The sequence below is a fragment of the Grimontia celer genome (assembly GCF_900055185.1).
In the GTDB taxonomy this organism is placed as follows: Bacteria; Pseudomonadota; Gammaproteobacteria; order Enterobacterales; family Vibrionaceae; genus Enterovibrio; species Enterovibrio celer.
The window spans coordinates 1,629,515-1,644,927 of the sequence record NZ_FIZX01000001.1; the positions used below are offsets into that span (position 1 = coordinate 1,629,515).

A 15,413-nucleotide genomic window follows, 5' to 3' on the forward strand; every position below is an offset into this window, starting at 1 on the left:
GATTAAACTGGATGGTGGAAACAGTCGTCAATCTGAGTCGCTATAGCACGCAAAATATCTCGGCGAGAGATAACGCCCACCAACCTTTCGTCTTCGTCAATCACTGGATAGACCTTTGGTTTCGCAGGCAGCATTTCTTCCGCTAAACGAATAATGCTGTCATCTGGCAAAACCGCCTTCACATCACTGTGCATACAGTCTGCGACGTTGTGGCTGTCTTGGCAGTGATAGCCAGCCTTAAGCAGCTTGTGAATCAAATCCTGTTCGGAAAGGAATCCAACCACTTTATTTCTGTCGTCAACGACGGGTCCACCCGTCTGGTTGGCACTGAGCATTTTCTCCAATGCCCTGGAAAGTGGCATGGAAGAGCTGAACGTAACAGGTCGCTTGTTCATGTAATCTTTTACTTTAATCGATTCCATGCATCCCCCTTGCTTTTGTATGAGATGTTATAAGGGTCTATCTCCCTTAAGGTCCGTTGACCTTTTGACAGGGATAAATCTCCGCGCTTACTTCCTAACAGTGTTGACCAAGCTGGAAAAATTACTAGTTATCACGAAGGTATTTTTATGCTTTGTCACAAATGAAAGAGCGAATCGGCACCAAAGTCATTACAAAAAAGCCGACGAATAATCGTCGGCTTTCAGTAAATCAAGACGCTTATGGTTACATAAACATCATCATCAGAAGACCAATTGGAATGCGCTCACCGGTTGGCGATACTGCTTGGTCACCTTCAATTTTTGCTTCAAGTGTTACGCCGTTTTCACCTTCACTGATAAAACCATACGGTTCAAGATTGCTCAGTGATGCAGAGACAGCAGGCACACCATGCACATAGGCAGCAGGTACATTCACCAGCAGATTGCCCTTCAGTTTTGACATCAATGCACCAAAATTCTGGGTCACGCTGCCAAGGCCTGGCTCTACCGTTAAATCAAACTTCGCATCTACACGGCCTTCAGGAGTATCCACTTCCAGTGGCTTCAGCTCGAAAGTCATGCCGCTTTCTACTAATCCATCCAAATAAGTGGCCAGTTGCATCATCTCTTCGTCTGTTGGCTCTGCATTCAAGCTATCAGCTTTTTCTGCCAGCGCCATCATGGCGGTGTAATCCAGGTCTTTGAAGTTCACGCCCAGCTTGAAGTTATCCAAAACCATGGTTTCAGGCACATCAAGTTTCTGGAATGAAATGGTATTTTTGCTGGTAATACGCAGCTCTTCTGGCTTTGCAGTCGTCACGTCACCATTGGTGGCGTCCATTTCGTTCTGAACGTTAATGCCAAGATTGGTGACGGTTGCCGCCATGCCTGTCACATCGGTCAAGCTCGTGGTCTTTACATTCATGAGCTGCTGGCCAACCCACATTTCATCAACCATTTTGCCTTGTCCAGAGCCCGTAATCTCGCTGAAAGTGAACTTCTCACCCTCTACGCCAGAAAGTTCAACAGAAGGCATTTCCAGTTGATAAATCATGTTGCCATCTTTATCAGCAGTACCGGATACATTTGCCGGAGAGCTGGTGATGGTCACTTCTTCATCACCACCGTTCATCGCACGAACAGTGAGGTCGAACTGAGTATCACCAAAAATGGAGGTTTCACTCACCAGAGTGATTGGAGATTCACCCGACGGCCAAAGCACTTCTGACAGTGTCTTCACTTCAGGTGTCATTTCAAGTGTGGAAATTGAGCTGATGCTGAGGAAACCGTGCCCTACTTCGCTCAACACTGTGAATGACGTCGGTAAACCTTCTTCTTCATATAGCGCTTTGGTTGAGCCAGTCAGCGAAAATTTGGTCACAACGTCTGACGACAAGTAGCCACGATCATAAGAAACATTTTCAATGGCCAGATAAGGTGACTTCGCTTTTTCAATCTCAGCTTCATACTGGGATTGACCGATTTGTCCTGTCGCGAACGGCCACAACACAGCAATCGCTACCGCGCCTGCCACTGCCGCATATTTTCCAAATATCATTTTCACTCCAACTGACTAGGGTTGTTTAACCTTGATGATTATTCGAATCTGAGTGTAACCCATTGGTTCTCATAACCCTATTCGGTGACGATGTTTTCTTAAAATATGTGTCAGTTTGCAGCGTTCTTCTCAGCTTGAAGACGCTCAACAAGATACACTCACAAAAAATGTCGATTTACGGTAAGCGCATGAATTCCAATGTCATCCTTTGTCTGGACGACGACCCTTCTGTTTTAGCGCGCATTGAACGCGAATTGTCTGGTTTCAGTGAAACCTTCGATCTTATCTGCGCCGATAACGCAGCCTCAGCAAGCGAGATTTTGGAGCAACTTCATCGCGAAGAGCGGCGCGTTTCCCTTTTTATTTGCGACCATACTTTAGGTGAAGACGAAGGAATTACCCTTCTGATAAACATTGATAATCACCCAGCCTCTCATGGCGCCAGAACCGTACTTCTTAACGACCAGCCTGATTTGGAAAAAATCATGCAAGCTGTTAATGAAGGGCGTTTGAATTACTGCCTGACAAAACCTTGGGCGGAGAATGAAATAAGAGAACTCGCCAAAAAAGAACTGACCCAATTCGTTCTGGAGTTCAATACAGATGACTTACTGCGCTACTGCAACACGCTGGACCAACGTCGGCTTCTTGATGCTCACATTGAAAAGAAGCTCGCGACTTACCGAAATGGCTTTATCGAATCATCACTTGGTGTGTCAGACGAGGAACTTTCGAAGCAACTGATTGACGGTATTTCCGAGTATTTTAGCCAAAACAGCGAGCACGACGTCAGCAGGCTCTATAGCGAAGACCACATTCTCACCCATGAAGACAAACCTAACTCGTTCCTTTGGTTTGTTGTGGAAGGAGAAGTCGCCCTGCTAAAGCGCGATGAAACCGGGGCTTCGCATGAAGTCGCAAGGCTAGGCCAGGGCAGCTTGATTGGCGGAATGTCTTTCGTGACTGGAGATGTTTCCTTCTCAACGGGTATTACTCTTAAGCCTACCAAGGTGTTGAAGCTCAACAGAAACCTCTTTTCTCAGGTGATGCAGGCGCGAAATGACTTACTTCCACTGTTTTCGAATTACCTGCTCCGTCACTTTAACCGTCGTTTGAAACGGAGCATTACAACTGAGGTAAAACTGCAGCAAACGCTCCAATCACTCGAATTGGCGCACAAGCAGCTTATCGAGAAAGAAAAGATGGCGATGCTTGGGCAACTGGTCGCTGGCGTTGCCCATGAGCTGAACAATCCGGTTTCAGCGATTTTGCGAAACAGTGAAACACTACGCGACAATATCGGCACCTTGATAAACGTCGAGCTCAATACGCAAGCGCGTGAAAAAGCCAATCAAATCATGGCAGACGCTTTGCTCTCGCGCCCGATGTCTACTGCTGATGCCCGTAAGCTTTCCAAAGATGTTGAACCGCTTTTGGGTAATCGGAATCTCGCCAGAAAAGCCGTCAATATGGGCTTGGACAAACCTGATGATGTCGCTTTCTGGACTAAAGCTTTGGGGGGCGAGTTCCAGCACACGCTTAACCAATGGGACATGTTCTACCAAGCCGGGAGCTTGCTCCGCTCGACCAATGTGTGTGCCAGACGTATCGCCGATATGGTGAAAAGCCTGAAAACCTATGCCCGTCAGGATGACGAAACCATGCATGAAGTCGACATTCATGAAGGCATTGAAGACACGCTGGTGATGTTTGAAAACCAGATTAAGCGGATCACACTGGTGAAAGATTATGGCGAGCTTCGACTTATCCGTTGTAAACCCATCGCGCTTCAGCAAGTTTGGACCAATCTGATTTCCAATGCGCTGGATGCTGTTGGGCAGCACGGTGAAATTGAAGTGAGAACCCGTGAAACCGTTTATCGCAGCCGAAAAGCAGTCAAAGTTACTGTGAAAGACAATGGTGTCGGCATCCCTGATGCGATCAAAGACAAGGTCTTCGAACTGAACTACACCACCAAGCGCGAAGGCCATTTTGGGCTTGGTATTGGGCTTTCTGTTTGTCGCCAAATCGTTGAGCATCACGGCGGTTCGATTAACGTAAGTTCTTCACCCGGCGAATTCACAGCGATGACTGTCACCCTTCCCTACTCCCCACTTATCGCGCCATACATGGAGGAAAAATGAGTAATTACCTTATTTTATGTGTAGACGACGAACGTGATGTTCTGGATAGCGTGGTAAACGACATTGCGGCGCTTGAAAGCCATTTCGTGATTGAAGCGGCAGAGTCTGTCGCGGAAGCCAGAGAAATTCTGGCTGAAGCTAATACAGACAACCTGGAGCTCGCATTGATTCTCTGTGACCACATCATGCCGGAAGATCTGGGTGTCGACTTCCTGATTGAACTCAGCGGTTCGCCAGAAACCCAGAAAGCCAGAAAACTGTTACTGACCGGCCAGGCAGGCTTGGAAGAAACCGTGCAGGCTGTTAACAATGCCAGTCTAGACTACTTTATTGCCAAACCGTGGAGCGGCGATACCTTACAACAGGTTGTGGTCGACCAACTCACCACTTTCGTCATCGAGAATGATAGTAATCTGTTGCCGTGGGTCAGTGCCCTAGATGCAGAGCGCATTATGGAGGCAATCAGTAACAACCGTTTGAGCTATTCGGATAACTGATTCATCAATAGTTTCTGACATTCAGTGTGACGACTGGTCAAAATTCCAGCCTTTTGAGTACAAAATAACGGTCATAGCACCAGATAACGGTGCTATGCTGTTGTTTCGCAAAAGCGACTTCTATTAGAATACGCACACAATATTTTTCATCACGAGACCCTTTTGATGCGCAAAACCAAGATTGCCGGTATTTTGCTGGCGGCCGCAACTTCTGCTGGCTTCTCTGCTGCAAGTGCTGCTAACGACAACACCATGAGCAACTTTAGTTACGACTACTTCGAAGCTCGCGTTGGCATTAGCCCTGTCACTTACGGTGTTGGTTTCAGCACTTCCATCCACCCTAACGCGCACATTCGTGCCGAAGTCGATACTGAGTTCGAATCTGATTTCGATACCACTGCTGCTATCGGTTTCCATGCGCCAGTGAACAACTGGGCTGACGTTTATGGTGAACTGGGTCTGCGCACCATGAAGCAGCGCGGCAAATACAACCACGACACAGAGTTTGGTGTAGAAGTTAACTTGGGTCTACGTCAGTGGCTGAGCCCACAACTGGAAGTAGGTGCTGAGATTGGCCACCTGTCTATCTCAGACGATGACGACATTTTCGGTTCTGTTAACGCACGTTTCCACGCGACTGAACTGTTCTCTATCGGCTCTCAGCTTCGCTTCAATGATGCTTACGGCGACCAGTTCATGTTCACGACCCGCTTTAAGTTCTAAACGATGAACATAAAAAAAGGCCTCTCAATTTAGAGGCCTTTTTTCTATCATCAGGAAACCTGAGGATGCTCGAATTCTAGTCGTTTGTATCGGTTGATTTTACTGGCACTCTACCGCATTAAAGCCCTGAGGAGCATCTGCAGAGACAAGGGTCGAGACAGGCTTATAGCCCATGGCCTCTGCCAGATTTTCGTATCGGGCATTAATGGTGTGAACTAGGATATCGCCCGTCTTACCACCACACATTTGGGCGAATCCGACTCCTTCAAGCACTCCACATTTTGAAGAATGGACTTCAATACCACTGTTTTGAAGCTGGATTTCACTCTCGAAGATGCTCATACCCGAAGACTCGCACTGAACCGCGCCTTTTGTTTTATAAACCGTGACTTCTTCTACCTGTTTGATCGCACAACCAGCAAATAGCGCGAGAGCCGAAGCGCTTGCCGCCAATCCTTTCAGTTTGGTTATTTTCATTACCTAGCCCCTGAAGTTATCTATCGAGTTCTATATCTAACAAATAAATTGCTGAAAGGCCGATGAGCTCAATAACCAAAGGTTGTCCATATCGCTCAATCAGCTTGGAAACGCCGTAAGCCACTTTCTCTTTGCCTTGATCACCACCATTTACTGCACCCAACAAGTATCGGATACAGTTAGCAAATTTGGTTTCTGAAAGTGCTTTAATCCAGGTTCTCTTAATAGTGTCGTTATCGGTAGGATCGATTTGACTGGTGACATAGGCAAGTACTTGTCCCTGAAATGCCGTGACCATCGATTCTTTGGTAGGAACAACACGTTGAATTCCGCTTCGGCTTAGTCCGGTCCTCTTGGCGATTGACCCATAGGTCACCGCGTCCCAGCCTTGCTCCATAAAAATATCAACGATTGTTCGATAGATAAGCGCTTCAGTCTGCAGAGCGCCCTCTTTGGTGTTCTTGGCCATTAGTCCCTTAATTCCCACTCACTCAGCGAATAACGCTTCGTAAAAATCAGCAATCGGGCGCTGTTGGTCGCGCTTTATATTGATTGCGATTAAAAATAGCTCACATTTCATTCGCTCAAATGTTACCTGATTTCACTCTGTTTTTTTACCTTTAACGGTCACTTTATGCTCAAACCACAGAGCCATTTCAAGTAAAAGCTGAGAACTACCGAGCCGATGAACGGATATTCATACAGCCTTGAATACGAAGTTATGTGAAGTTAGACGCGGATTAGTTAAGTTGGCTTTCCAACCATTGTTTAAATGCCAGAATCTTCGCATTCCCCTGATGTTCTTCCCTGTATACCAGATAGAAGCTGTAGGGAGACTTAACAGGTCTGTCGACGGGAGCGACCAATCTGCCGGACATAAGGTAATCCTGAATATAAGCGATGCGGCCAATGGCTACGCCCATTCCACACGTGGCAGCATCCAATGCGAGATCTGCCCTGTCAAAGCTATGATTGGTGCCGTTGAGCTCTAAGCCGTTCGCGTTGGCCCAATATAACCACTCATCACTCAAGCTGGCGCTTGCCCAAGGGGCTGCATCATGCAACAGCTGACACTGAGCAAGCTTCTCCGGATTATCAAATAGCGAGTGACGCTCAGCATATTCAGGGCTGCAGACAGGCACAATTGCGTCATCCATTAGATGATGACTGATAAGTCCGTTATAACGCCCATGACCAAAATAGATGGCGCAGTCAAAGGCCTCCGCCTTGAAATCTATCAGATCATTTCGGGTTCTGAGGTGCAAGGTCACATCCGGAAAGGCTTCCGCAAATTGAGAGAGCTTAGGCACTAACCATTTTTGTGAGAATGTTGGCGGCGCAGAAATAATGAAATCACCAAAAGGTTTGGCTCGGTTGAGCTCCAGAAGCTTTAAACTGATTGCAGAGAACTGCTCCGTGACCACCAGCTTTAACTGCTCCCCCTCATTTGTCAGAGATAAATGACGGGGCCTTCTCACAAACAGTGACACTTCCAAACGTTGCTCAAGCTTCTTTATCCTGTGACTCACCGCGCTTTGGGTGAGATGGAGTTCCTCCGCTGCTCGAGTAAAGCTCATGGTTTCAGCCACTACTGAAAAGCAGTGTAATCCGGCGAGTAGTGAAGAAGAAAGCTGAGGCAATTTCATTGTTTTATTTTGCTTTTTGGGTGATAAGCAGACTTTAGCAATAAACCCCTTGTGGGTACACTTAGCCATTCGAAGTGCGGGATTCATCGCCTGAAATAACAGAGCTGACCGTTATTACTGAGAATGACAGACATTAAAAAAGCCGCATAAAGCGGCTTTTTAAGCATTGAGATAGGATCTTAGATTGCGCGAAGTAGTTGTTGTTTGGTTTCTTCGCTTAGCAACGTCCAGTGCGTACCATTTTGCGCACCAGCAAACATCCAAAGCAGTTTAACGTCTACATCGTAACCGTGTGCTTCCTGCACTTTACGGAACAATTCTTCTGGGCTCATTGAGAAGAAGGTATCTACATCTTCTACGCCCGATTTTTTAAGCATACGCTCAATGGTCAAACGCAAGTTGGGTAAATCGCGCAGGCGCTTGTTGAGCTTGGAGTCGCGGTATTCTTTTTCTGCTACCGAATTCTCTACGGACTTTTTTACCATAGCGTCCAACCCCTGATCCTCCGCTTCATACAGATCAGTGATGTCGTAGTAGTTTACGATAGCTGTGGAGCTTTTCTTAACGTGAACGAATTTCTTGCACTCTTTATCAATGAGATTTTGCGTTAGGTCGTTACCACCACGCAGGTAGATACGGTCTTCCTTAACCAGTGCGAACATAGCCCCGCTCACGAAGAAGCCAGTTCCACCAAACATTGAACGTTTTTCAGTCTCGCCAAATTGCGACAAGTACTCGACAAAGCCACTTTTAACTTCCAACACGTGTGCCTCCTTTCTCCCCAAAAAAATAAACCAATTCCTCGGTTCAAATATTGTAATTTCTCAACGCGAATTAATGATGACGCATTAGGGCATAGAAAACCATGCACCAGATCACCCAATACCGAAAACTGTAGCGTTTTTGCAACATTCGTCACGGTTATTGGATGTAATTTTTATGTTTATACCATGTTAAATGAGTAGTTACACTCGCAATTTGATGCGTTTTTTTGCAGCGAGATTTCCAATGAAACGTTAGCTTACTTCAAAAACTGGCACTTCCAGGTGTCCAACCTTGCGTTTTATCTACTAATAAGATTGTCAACCAGCAGGCTGCATGAATACCTGTACAAGCTATGGAATAAATTGCCTTTCGTTCAAATTTATCAACAGATGTATTTCAATTAAAACACGGGGCAATTACTATTAACTCAGCGTTCTTTCGAGTCTAAAAAGATGGATCACCTATCGTTATTCTGGGTCTCCCCCAACCGCGACAAATACCTTAAAGCCATAGAAACTGATTTTTTTCAGCGGGTTTACCGCTCACTGAAAGATGGAACTCTGGAGCTTCCCCCGATCCCAGACGTTGTTGTCAAACTCCAACAAGCCTGCAATCAACCAAATACAACGGTCCGTGATGTCGCGACACTGCTTTTGGATGATGCCACGCTGACCGCTGCGGTGATTCGTTCTGCAAACTCTGCTGTTTTCAGTCCAAGAAACAACCGTCCTTGTCATGACATCAACATGGCGGTATCCCGCTTAGGTATTCAACGCGTATTGGGCATCGCAACTGCTCATGCAATCCAAACGTTGAAAACCAACTCCCCTTTCAGCAAGGAATGTAACGCCCTACTGAAAAAAAGTGCGACGGCATCAAGAGAATTTGGCTCCACAATGGCATTGTTGTGCCAGAAGGTACGCAGCTACGATGATGAGAACCTTCATCTCGAAGTCGAAAAGTCTCTACTAATAGGATTGCTTGCTGACATTGGTATCTACAGTGCTGTGAAGGCATTTCACAACTACACCGAAGAAGGTCACTATCTGGATTTTGAAATTGCCAGCCACGTCTTCTTCACGGTGAGTCGCGAAGCCAGTCGTTTCATTTTGAAGTCTTGGGGATTTGACTTGGATTTTGTGGAAGTGTCGCTCAATCGCCGTATCAGGAAAGCGAATGAAGACGTTTCCTACCTGGATATCGCTAAAATGGCCAACCACTTATTGATGTTCCGTGCGAAAGATGAAGACATCAACGAACATGAAGTCGAGATTACTTTGGCTGGCGCAGAGGCTCTTTACGAACTCTCCAATCTAGAGGAAAAGGACTTTCGTCACCAGCTCACTAATATCATCGACAACTGCGGGTTTTAATTCTGGCCTTCCTTCTTACCGTAAAACTTTACGCCAGTTTCCGCACATAGATTGACCTTATTGGATCGCGACTGATAATCTCGTCGCGATTTCTTTTTTATCAATAGGGTCTTACGCAAATGCTTCCCGGCATGCTTTACATTTTTCTACCTTTGGTTGTTGGCTATTTCATCACGATCAAAAGTGCTTCTTTGCTCGAAACCATCAACCGATCTACATCTCGTTTGGTCTTTGTCATCCTGGGTTTGATGGGATTGAGCCTTGCAGGGCTGGATAACCTTTCCAGCAATCTCAATCAGATCCTACTGCTCGCCGTCACCTTCTTCTTTTGTATCGGTATCTGTAACCTTTTAGCCCTGCCCCTTTTAGACAAGGTACTGAAAACCAAGACCGAACAGCACAAACGTGAAGTACCGGTTTCTGCTATGGCAATGGAGTCCGTCAAACTGGTGTTTGTCGTGGGTGGTGGCCTCATTCTCGGATTAGTTCTTCCGATTCCTTTGGATTGGGTAGACCCTACCAGCGAAGGTATTCTGCTTATTCTTCTTTTCCTGATTGGTATTCAGCTTCGTAACAGTGGCATGACGCTGAAACAAATCATTCTGAATAAGAAAGGGTTGAGCGTTGCCCTGATAGTCATCATTACTTCTTGGCTGGGTGGGCTTCTCGCAGCATGGACTCTCGACCTTCCATATAATTATGGTTTGGCGATGGCTTCAGGCTTTGGTTGGTATTCTCTGGCGGGTATTTTGATGGGTGATGCGCTTGGCCCTGTTTATGGTGGTGCTTCATTTATGTTGGAACTTTCCCGCGAGCTTGTCGCAATTATTCTTATTCCTCTGCTTATTGCCCGATATCCTCTCACCGCTATCGGTTACGGTGGTGCAACTTCTATGGACTTTACTCTTCCAATTATTCAAACCACAGGCGGCGTGAAGTGTGTACCTATTGCTATCGTCAGTGGGTTTATCCTGAGCTTACTAGTTCCAATACTCATGCTGTTCTTTGTTGCTCTGTGATGAATGACACGACGAGATGACAAAGAAAAAGGAGAGCCGAAGCTCTCCTTTTTTAATAGCGAGGGGGAACGCTATTTTCAATTAGTTGTTGCGGATCCACTCATCCATGTCTGATTTAAGATTGTCAGACTTGGTACCGAAGATAGCCTGAACACCGCCGCCAGCCATTACTACGCCAGCCGCACCCAGTTTCTTCAGTTGGTCTTGGTCAACTTTATCAACACTTGCCACAGCGACACGCAGACGTGTGATACAAGCATCCAAACCAGTGATGTTGTCTTTACCACCGAAAGCCATTACCAAGTTCTTCGCCATTTCAGATTCAGAACCCTCTGCCGCTGCTGTAGTTTCATCTTCGTCTTCACGACCTGGAGTTTTCAGGTCCAGCTTAACGATGGCAACGCGGAATACGATGTAGTAGAACACTGCGTAGCACAGACCCAGGATTGGGAACAGCCACATTTTCTGAGAGTTCGCAGACAGCACCACAAAGTCAATCAGACCGTGTGAGAATGACGTACCGTGAACCATACCCAGCAAGTTGGTCAGTACAAATGCAGTACCTGCCAGAATTGCGTGGATAACGTACAGAACTGGTGCAACGAACAGGAATGCAAACTCGATTGGTTCGGTGATACCCGTCAGGAATGAAGTCAGCGCAGCTGAAACCATGATACCACCCACTTTCGCGCGGTTTTCTGGTTTCGCGGTGTGCCACATTGCAATCGCTGCAGCTGGCAGACCATACATCTTGAACATGAAGCCACCAGCCAGCTGACCGAAGCCATTACCCGCTGCGCGAGACGCCGCGTCTGCTTCCAGGTAACAAGTCAGTACACCAGTACGCGCTTCGCCCGCTGCGTTCACACATGAGCCCGCTTCGAAGAAGAAAGGTACGTTCCAGACGTGGTGCAGACCAAATGGGATAAGAGAACGTTCAACGATACCGTAGATACCGAATGCTGCTACTGGGTTCTGGTTAGCTGCCCAGTGTGAGAAAGCACCGATTGCAGCGCCGATTGGTGGCCAGATAACAGAAAGCAGCAGTGCCAGACCAATAGCACAGAAGCCGGTCATGATTGGAACAAAGCGCTTACCCGCAAAGAAGCCAAGGTAGTCAGGCAGTTGGATACGGAAGAAGCGATTGAATGCCCAAGCAGCCACACCACCAACCAGAATGCCACCAAGCACACCAGTATCAATCTTCTCTACACCCATCACTTGTGCCATAACGCCAAGCGTGGCAGCCATGATGCCGTAACCAACGATTGCTGCTAGACCCGCAACACCGTCGTTATTGGTAAAGCCAAGTGCAACACCTACTGCGAACAGCAGTGGCATTTGGCCAAATACCGAACCACCGGCACTTTCCATGATTTGTGAAACAACAGAAGGCAGCCAGCTAAAGTCGGCAGCACCAACACCCAGCAAGATACCCGCAACCGGCAAAACCGATACAGGCAGCATCAGCGCCTTACCGACTTTTTGCATGTTCGCAAACAGGTTTTTAAACATAAAAACGCTCCTGATTAATATTGAGTTGCTTTTAAACTCAAATCGATGCGAGTTCTCGACAACCCAGTAACTTTTTTTGTATTCGCTGAGTAATATAGGACTGCTCAGTTACAGTGACTACGTAACACGATTTAGTTGTTCAGAAAGTAAATATAGATCACACACAAAACCAGCAGGATAGCAGTTTTGATACTGCCTATCTCCCTGTTTTAACAGGACTTTAGTTAATTAAAACCAAACATTGGTTGATCTTCGTTCAACAAAATTCTTCTTCCCCATAAGTTATTTAATGTAACGAAATTAGTAATAATCGACGCCCCATCGTTACAGAGAGATATATCATTTATCTTATTGTATTTGTTAAATTTTCACTTCCATACATTAGTATTTTGTATAGATCGCAAACACCTTTAGTGATTTTCATTCTACACAACAGTTTGCCGTATATTTTCCCTTCAGCTTTGGCTTGACAGGAATAAAGATGAGAACAATTAGACTATTCGTATACTTTTTCTTAGGCGTTGTTTTAACTGGGTGTCAAAGCACCCTCATTGATCAGCCTTTTACCGCTGATGAGAGCTGGCAGTCAGCCACTTTAGAAAATGGACTTGTTGTTCATATTAAAGAAGTGCCGGGTGAGGCTGTGTCCACACGCTTCATGGTTCGCACAGGGTCCAGAGACGAGGCTGATGATCAGAAGGGTTACGCCCATTTCCTCGAACATATGGCGTTTAATGGCAGCGAAGCCTTCCCTAAAAATGAAGTTGTCTCGCTGTTTGGCGACGAAGGTGTGGCTTTTGGTCAACATCTCAACGCGTTTACTTCGTACACTCATACCGTCTACCAGGTAGACCTTCCCTCCAATGAAAAACTCTCTGATACTCTGGCCTGGTATCGGGAAATCGCTACTTCACTGACTTTGGAATCCGAAGAGATCACCAAGGAACAAGGTGTTGTGTTAGGGGAGTTTCGCTTTTCTTTTCAGGGTCACAGCGACGCAAGCAGCGCCGATTTTGAAATCTATCGACTGATTGCCGAACAGCTATATAACGTCGACGAGGATGTCCTTGGTAACGAAGATAGCATCCGAAATATCTCTGAAAATCGATTAAGAGATTTCTATCAAACCCACTACACACCTAGCCGCAGCGAAATTTTCATTGCAGGTGATGTCGATGCAGCGTCGACCATCCAAGAGATAAGTGCACTTTTCGCCACTTGGACGGCGACAGATCAACACGCTCCAATACATAAAGCCTCTCCGCTAAGCCGTGGAGAAAACAGTATCGTTCGGGTGAATGACGTTTCATTCCCCTCCACGACCTTGCTCTTTGATTTGGGCGCAAACCCAATGGAGACAGCCGCTGACTTTGAAAATTTTGCTGCCGCAAGTATTTTGTCGAATGCTATCAGCACACGCTTGAATGACCGCGCAAGAGACCTAAATGCTCCTGTACAAAGTACCCATGCTCAGCTGATTCAGTGGTTTGAACGCATGGTCCTCAGCATTCAGGTTTCTTACGAAACACCAAAGCAACAGGAAGCTATGTTGTTTCTTGGCGAGGAGTTGGCCACTTTACGTGATCATGGTTTGAGCACTCTGGAAGTTGAAGCTCAAACCAGTGACTTCCTGAAGCTTGAGTCAACTTTCGCTGACAACTATACCGCTCGCGACTATGCCGAAGACCATGTCTTTTTCCGCATGATAGGCAGGCAGACTTTGTCACCGGAGACCTACAAGTCATTGTCGACCGTCTTCGTCAACCGCGCAGATAAAGCCTGGTTCAATAAAGAACTCAAATCATTGCTCACGACCAATGATGTTCAATCGCTCGTTGCATTAGAACATCACATCTACCCTACTGAGCAAGTAAAGCAGCAACAGCTGGCTTTGGTTGCTGATATGCAAAAGGCGTTCAATCAAACCGGCAATGTGTTAGTTCTGCCCGACGTTGTTTCGGACTTCCCTCAGCCTGACAAAACTGGCGAGATCGTGGCGATACAAGATCTCGATGCCAACACTACCCAATGGCAACTCAGCAATGGCGTTACTGTGTACCTGAGACACATGCCAAACTCAGGCGATGATGTTCATGTATATGCCGGTTCTAAAGGTGGCCTGGCGGCGCTTCCGCCCTCTTTGCGCCCTGCGGGTCTGTTGATGCCGGGCGCTTATTCTGAAAGTGGTCTTGGCGGATTGTCGTTCAATGACTACAACCGACTGATGGTCAAAGAGAATGCCTATATAGAACCTATGGTATGGGAACACCTACATGGGTTTTATGGTAGCTCCACCAGAGCCTCTTTACCCTTAGTACTTGCTTCAATGTTCCAAGGCTTCCAGCACGCCACGCTGGATGAAGAGATGTTCGAACGCCATAAAGCGCAATTCATCAAGAATAACCGTCAATACCTCGAGTCCGTTGATGGTAAAGCTCTGATGGCTGTTTCAAATGAAATCTATGATGAGAATTCAGTTCGCCACACTCTTACGCCTGAGGACTATGAAAAGGTCGGTGCTAATGATGTGGTAAAGGCTTACGACAACCTGATGAAAACCAATCGAGGGATTGTGTATGTCATCGCCGGAGATATCCCTATCGATGAATTCAAACCTCTTGCGCGAACTTATCTCGCCGGCATGACGTTCAAAGACTTGCCGTCTGAAGGCCTCTATGACGTGAAGTTAGAGCCGAAAAAAGACGAATTCACCATTGCTTTTGGTCCCGCAGGTAACAATGTGGAGCTGTTTACCATGTTCGCCCGGGATGCTGAGGTTAAAACCACCAAAGACTACTTCCTGGCTGATATTGCGGGACGCATTCTTACCGCTCGCCTGACGGAACAAGTCCGAGAGACAGGGAGCTTAGATTACTCTCCCTACTCGTTTGTGATGTGGCCTGAAGGTGCAGATACTCAGCAATTGCTTATTGTCATGAGCTCTTCAGTCATAAAACGAAAAGAGGCACGGGTAGCCCTGGATGAGATTGCCGACTCTATTGGACATGGTGCAACACCAGAGGAATTCAGCAGTACCTCCAAGCAGTTATCTCATGCACTACAAGATGGGTTATCACAACCTCAAGAGCAGGCACGCATGATATTTAATTATGTGCTGGCGGACGCTGATCCTTTAGCAGTGGTTGACCCTGACAGCGTGATTGACGCATTAACACAAGAAGATATAAACCAATATCTGAAAGCATTTACGTCAAAATCCGCCATCCGGATAGACGTGACAAATTTGCCGTCAGCGCCATAAATGCGAAAAGCC

13 protein-coding genes are annotated in these 15,413 nt (G+C 46.6%); 6 read left to right on the forward strand and 7 right to left on the reverse strand.

The genetic code is table 11. The features are described 5' to 3' along the window. Positions 1 to 2: 2 nt before the first annotated feature. Positions 3 to 422, reverse strand: coding sequence for a CBS domain-containing protein (locus tag GCE9029_RS07180; RefSeq protein WP_062662149.1), 420 nt, complete (start codon positions 420 to 422; stop codon positions 3 to 5). Between the two features lie 244 nt (positions 423 to 666). Further along, on the reverse strand, positions 667 to 1,980 hold the full coding sequence (locus tag GCE9029_RS07185; protein ID WP_062662151.1) for a DUF945 family protein: 1,314 nt from the start codon (positions 1,978 to 1,980) through the stop codon (positions 667 to 669). 188 nt (positions 1,981 to 2,168) lie between these two features. Here GCE9029_RS07185 and GCE9029_RS07190 point away from each other — a divergent pair, with 188 nt between their 5' ends. The 3 genes from GCE9029_RS07190 (at position 2,169) to GCE9029_RS07200 (ending at position 5,344) form a co-directional block, all read left to right on the forward strand. Next, positions 2,169 to 4,124 (forward strand): ATP-binding protein, encoded by a 1,956-nt coding sequence (locus tag GCE9029_RS07190; RefSeq protein WP_062663158.1) that lies wholly within the window; start codon positions 2,169 to 2,171, stop codon positions 4,122 to 4,124. After that, a complete protein-coding gene (locus GCE9029_RS07195; RefSeq protein WP_062662153.1) occupies positions 4,121 to 4,621 on the forward strand; it encodes a response regulator in 501 nt (166 codons plus the stop codon). The genes GCE9029_RS07190 and GCE9029_RS07195 overlap by 4 nt, the downstream gene beginning before the upstream one ends. 165 nt (positions 4,622 to 4,786) lie before the next feature. Next, a complete protein-coding gene (locus tag GCE9029_RS07200) occupies positions 4,787 to 5,344 on the forward strand; it encodes an outer membrane beta-barrel protein (RefSeq protein ID WP_062662156.1) in 558 nt (185 codons plus the stop codon). 99 nt (positions 5,345 to 5,443) lie between these two features. Here GCE9029_RS07200 and GCE9029_RS07205 read toward each other — a convergent pair whose 3' ends face one another. The 4 genes from GCE9029_RS07205 to GCE9029_RS07220 all read right to left on the reverse strand — a co-directional run bounded on the left by GCE9029_RS07205 (position 5,444) and on the right by GCE9029_RS07220 (position 8,231). After that, positions 5,444 to 5,821, reverse strand: coding sequence for a hypothetical protein (locus GCE9029_RS07205; RefSeq protein ID WP_062662158.1), 378 nt, complete (start codon positions 5,819 to 5,821; stop codon positions 5,444 to 5,446). A gap of 16 nt (positions 5,822 to 5,837) precedes the next feature. Next, positions 5,838 to 6,290, reverse strand: a complete 453-nt coding sequence (locus tag GCE9029_RS07210; RefSeq protein ID WP_062662160.1) for a TetR/AcrR family transcriptional regulator — start codon at positions 6,288 to 6,290, stop codon at positions 5,838 to 5,840. Between the two features lie 271 nt (positions 6,291 to 6,561). Continuing rightward, positions 6,562 to 7,536: a DNA-binding transcriptional regulator DsdC gene (gene dsdC / locus GCE9029_RS07215; RefSeq protein WP_269449269.1), complete on the reverse strand. Its 975-nt coding sequence runs from the start codon at positions 7,534 to 7,536 to the stop codon at positions 6,562 to 6,564. Between the two features lie 110 nt (positions 7,537 to 7,646). After that, positions 7,647 to 8,231: a TfoX/Sxy family DNA transformation protein gene (locus GCE9029_RS07220; protein ID WP_062662162.1), complete on the reverse strand. Its 585-nt coding sequence runs from the start codon at positions 8,229 to 8,231 to the stop codon at positions 7,647 to 7,649. A 453-nt stretch (positions 8,232 to 8,684) separates the two neighbouring features. On the opposite strand from GCE9029_RS07220, the gene GCE9029_RS07225 reads away from it, so the two are divergent. Then, positions 8,685 to 9,605 (forward strand): HDOD domain-containing protein, encoded by a 921-nt coding sequence (locus tag GCE9029_RS07225; protein ID WP_062662164.1) that lies wholly within the window; start codon positions 8,685 to 8,687, stop codon positions 9,603 to 9,605. A 119-nt stretch (positions 9,606 to 9,724) separates the two neighbouring features. After that, positions 9,725 to 10,624, forward strand: a complete 900-nt coding sequence (locus GCE9029_RS07230) for a LysO family transporter (RefSeq protein ID WP_062662166.1) — start codon at positions 9,725 to 9,727, stop codon at positions 10,622 to 10,624. An 81-nt stretch (positions 10,625 to 10,705) separates the two neighbouring features. Here GCE9029_RS07230 and ptsG read toward each other — a convergent pair whose 3' ends face one another. Then, positions 10,706 to 12,139, reverse strand: coding sequence for a PTS glucose transporter subunit IIBC (gene ptsG / locus GCE9029_RS07235; protein ID WP_062662168.1), 1,434 nt, complete (start codon positions 12,137 to 12,139; stop codon positions 10,706 to 10,708). A 481-nt stretch (positions 12,140 to 12,620) separates the two neighbouring features. On the opposite strand from ptsG, the gene GCE9029_RS07240 reads away from it, so the two are divergent. Then, positions 12,621 to 15,401 carry a M16 family metallopeptidase gene (locus GCE9029_RS07240; protein ID WP_062662170.1) on the forward strand — a complete coding sequence of 927 codons (2,781 nt, stop codon included), beginning with the start codon at positions 12,621 to 12,623 and terminating at the stop codon, positions 15,399 to 15,401. Positions 15,402 to 15,413: the final 12 nt, after the last annotated feature.

Bases quoted from the DNA above. Each gene is read 5' to 3' on its own strand.
- GCE9029_RS07180 (WP_062662149.1), bottom strand. From the start codon at position 422: ATGGAATCGATTAAAGTAAAAGATTACATGAACAAGCGACCTGTTACG.
- GCE9029_RS07185 (WP_062662151.1), bottom strand. From the start codon at position 1,980: ATGATATTTGGAAAATATGCGGCAGTGGCAGGCGCGGTAGCGATTGCT.
- GCE9029_RS07190 (WP_062663158.1), top strand. From the start codon at position 2,169: ATGAATTCCAATGTCATCCTTTGTCTGGACGACGACCCTTCTGTTTTA.
- GCE9029_RS07195 (WP_062662153.1), top strand. From the start codon at position 4,121: ATGAGTAATTACCTTATTTTATGTGTAGACGACGAACGTGATGTTCTG.
- GCE9029_RS07200 (WP_062662156.1), top strand. From the start codon at position 4,787: ATGCGCAAAACCAAGATTGCCGGTATTTTGCTGGCGGCCGCAACTTCT.
- GCE9029_RS07205 (WP_062662158.1), bottom strand. From the start codon at position 5,821: ATGAAAATAACCAAACTGAAAGGATTGGCGGCAAGCGCTTCGGCTCTC.
- GCE9029_RS07210 (WP_062662160.1), bottom strand. From the start codon at position 6,290: ATGGCCAAGAACACCAAAGAGGGCGCTCTGCAGACTGAAGCGCTTATC.
- dsdC (WP_269449269.1), bottom strand. From the start codon at position 7,536: ATGGCTAAGTGTACCCACAAGGGGTTTATTGCTAAAGTCTGCTTATCA.
- GCE9029_RS07225 (WP_062662164.1), top strand. From the start codon at position 8,685: ATGGATCACCTATCGTTATTCTGGGTCTCCCCCAACCGCGACAAATAC.
- GCE9029_RS07230 (WP_062662166.1), top strand. From the start codon at position 9,725: ATGCTTCCCGGCATGCTTTACATTTTTCTACCTTTGGTTGTTGGCTAT.
- ptsG (WP_062662168.1), bottom strand. From the start codon at position 12,139: ATGTTTAAAAACCTGTTTGCGAACATGCAAAAAGTCGGTAAGGCGCTG.
- GCE9029_RS07240 (WP_062662170.1), top strand. From the start codon at position 12,621: ATGAGAACAATTAGACTATTCGTATACTTTTTCTTAGGCGTTGTTTTA.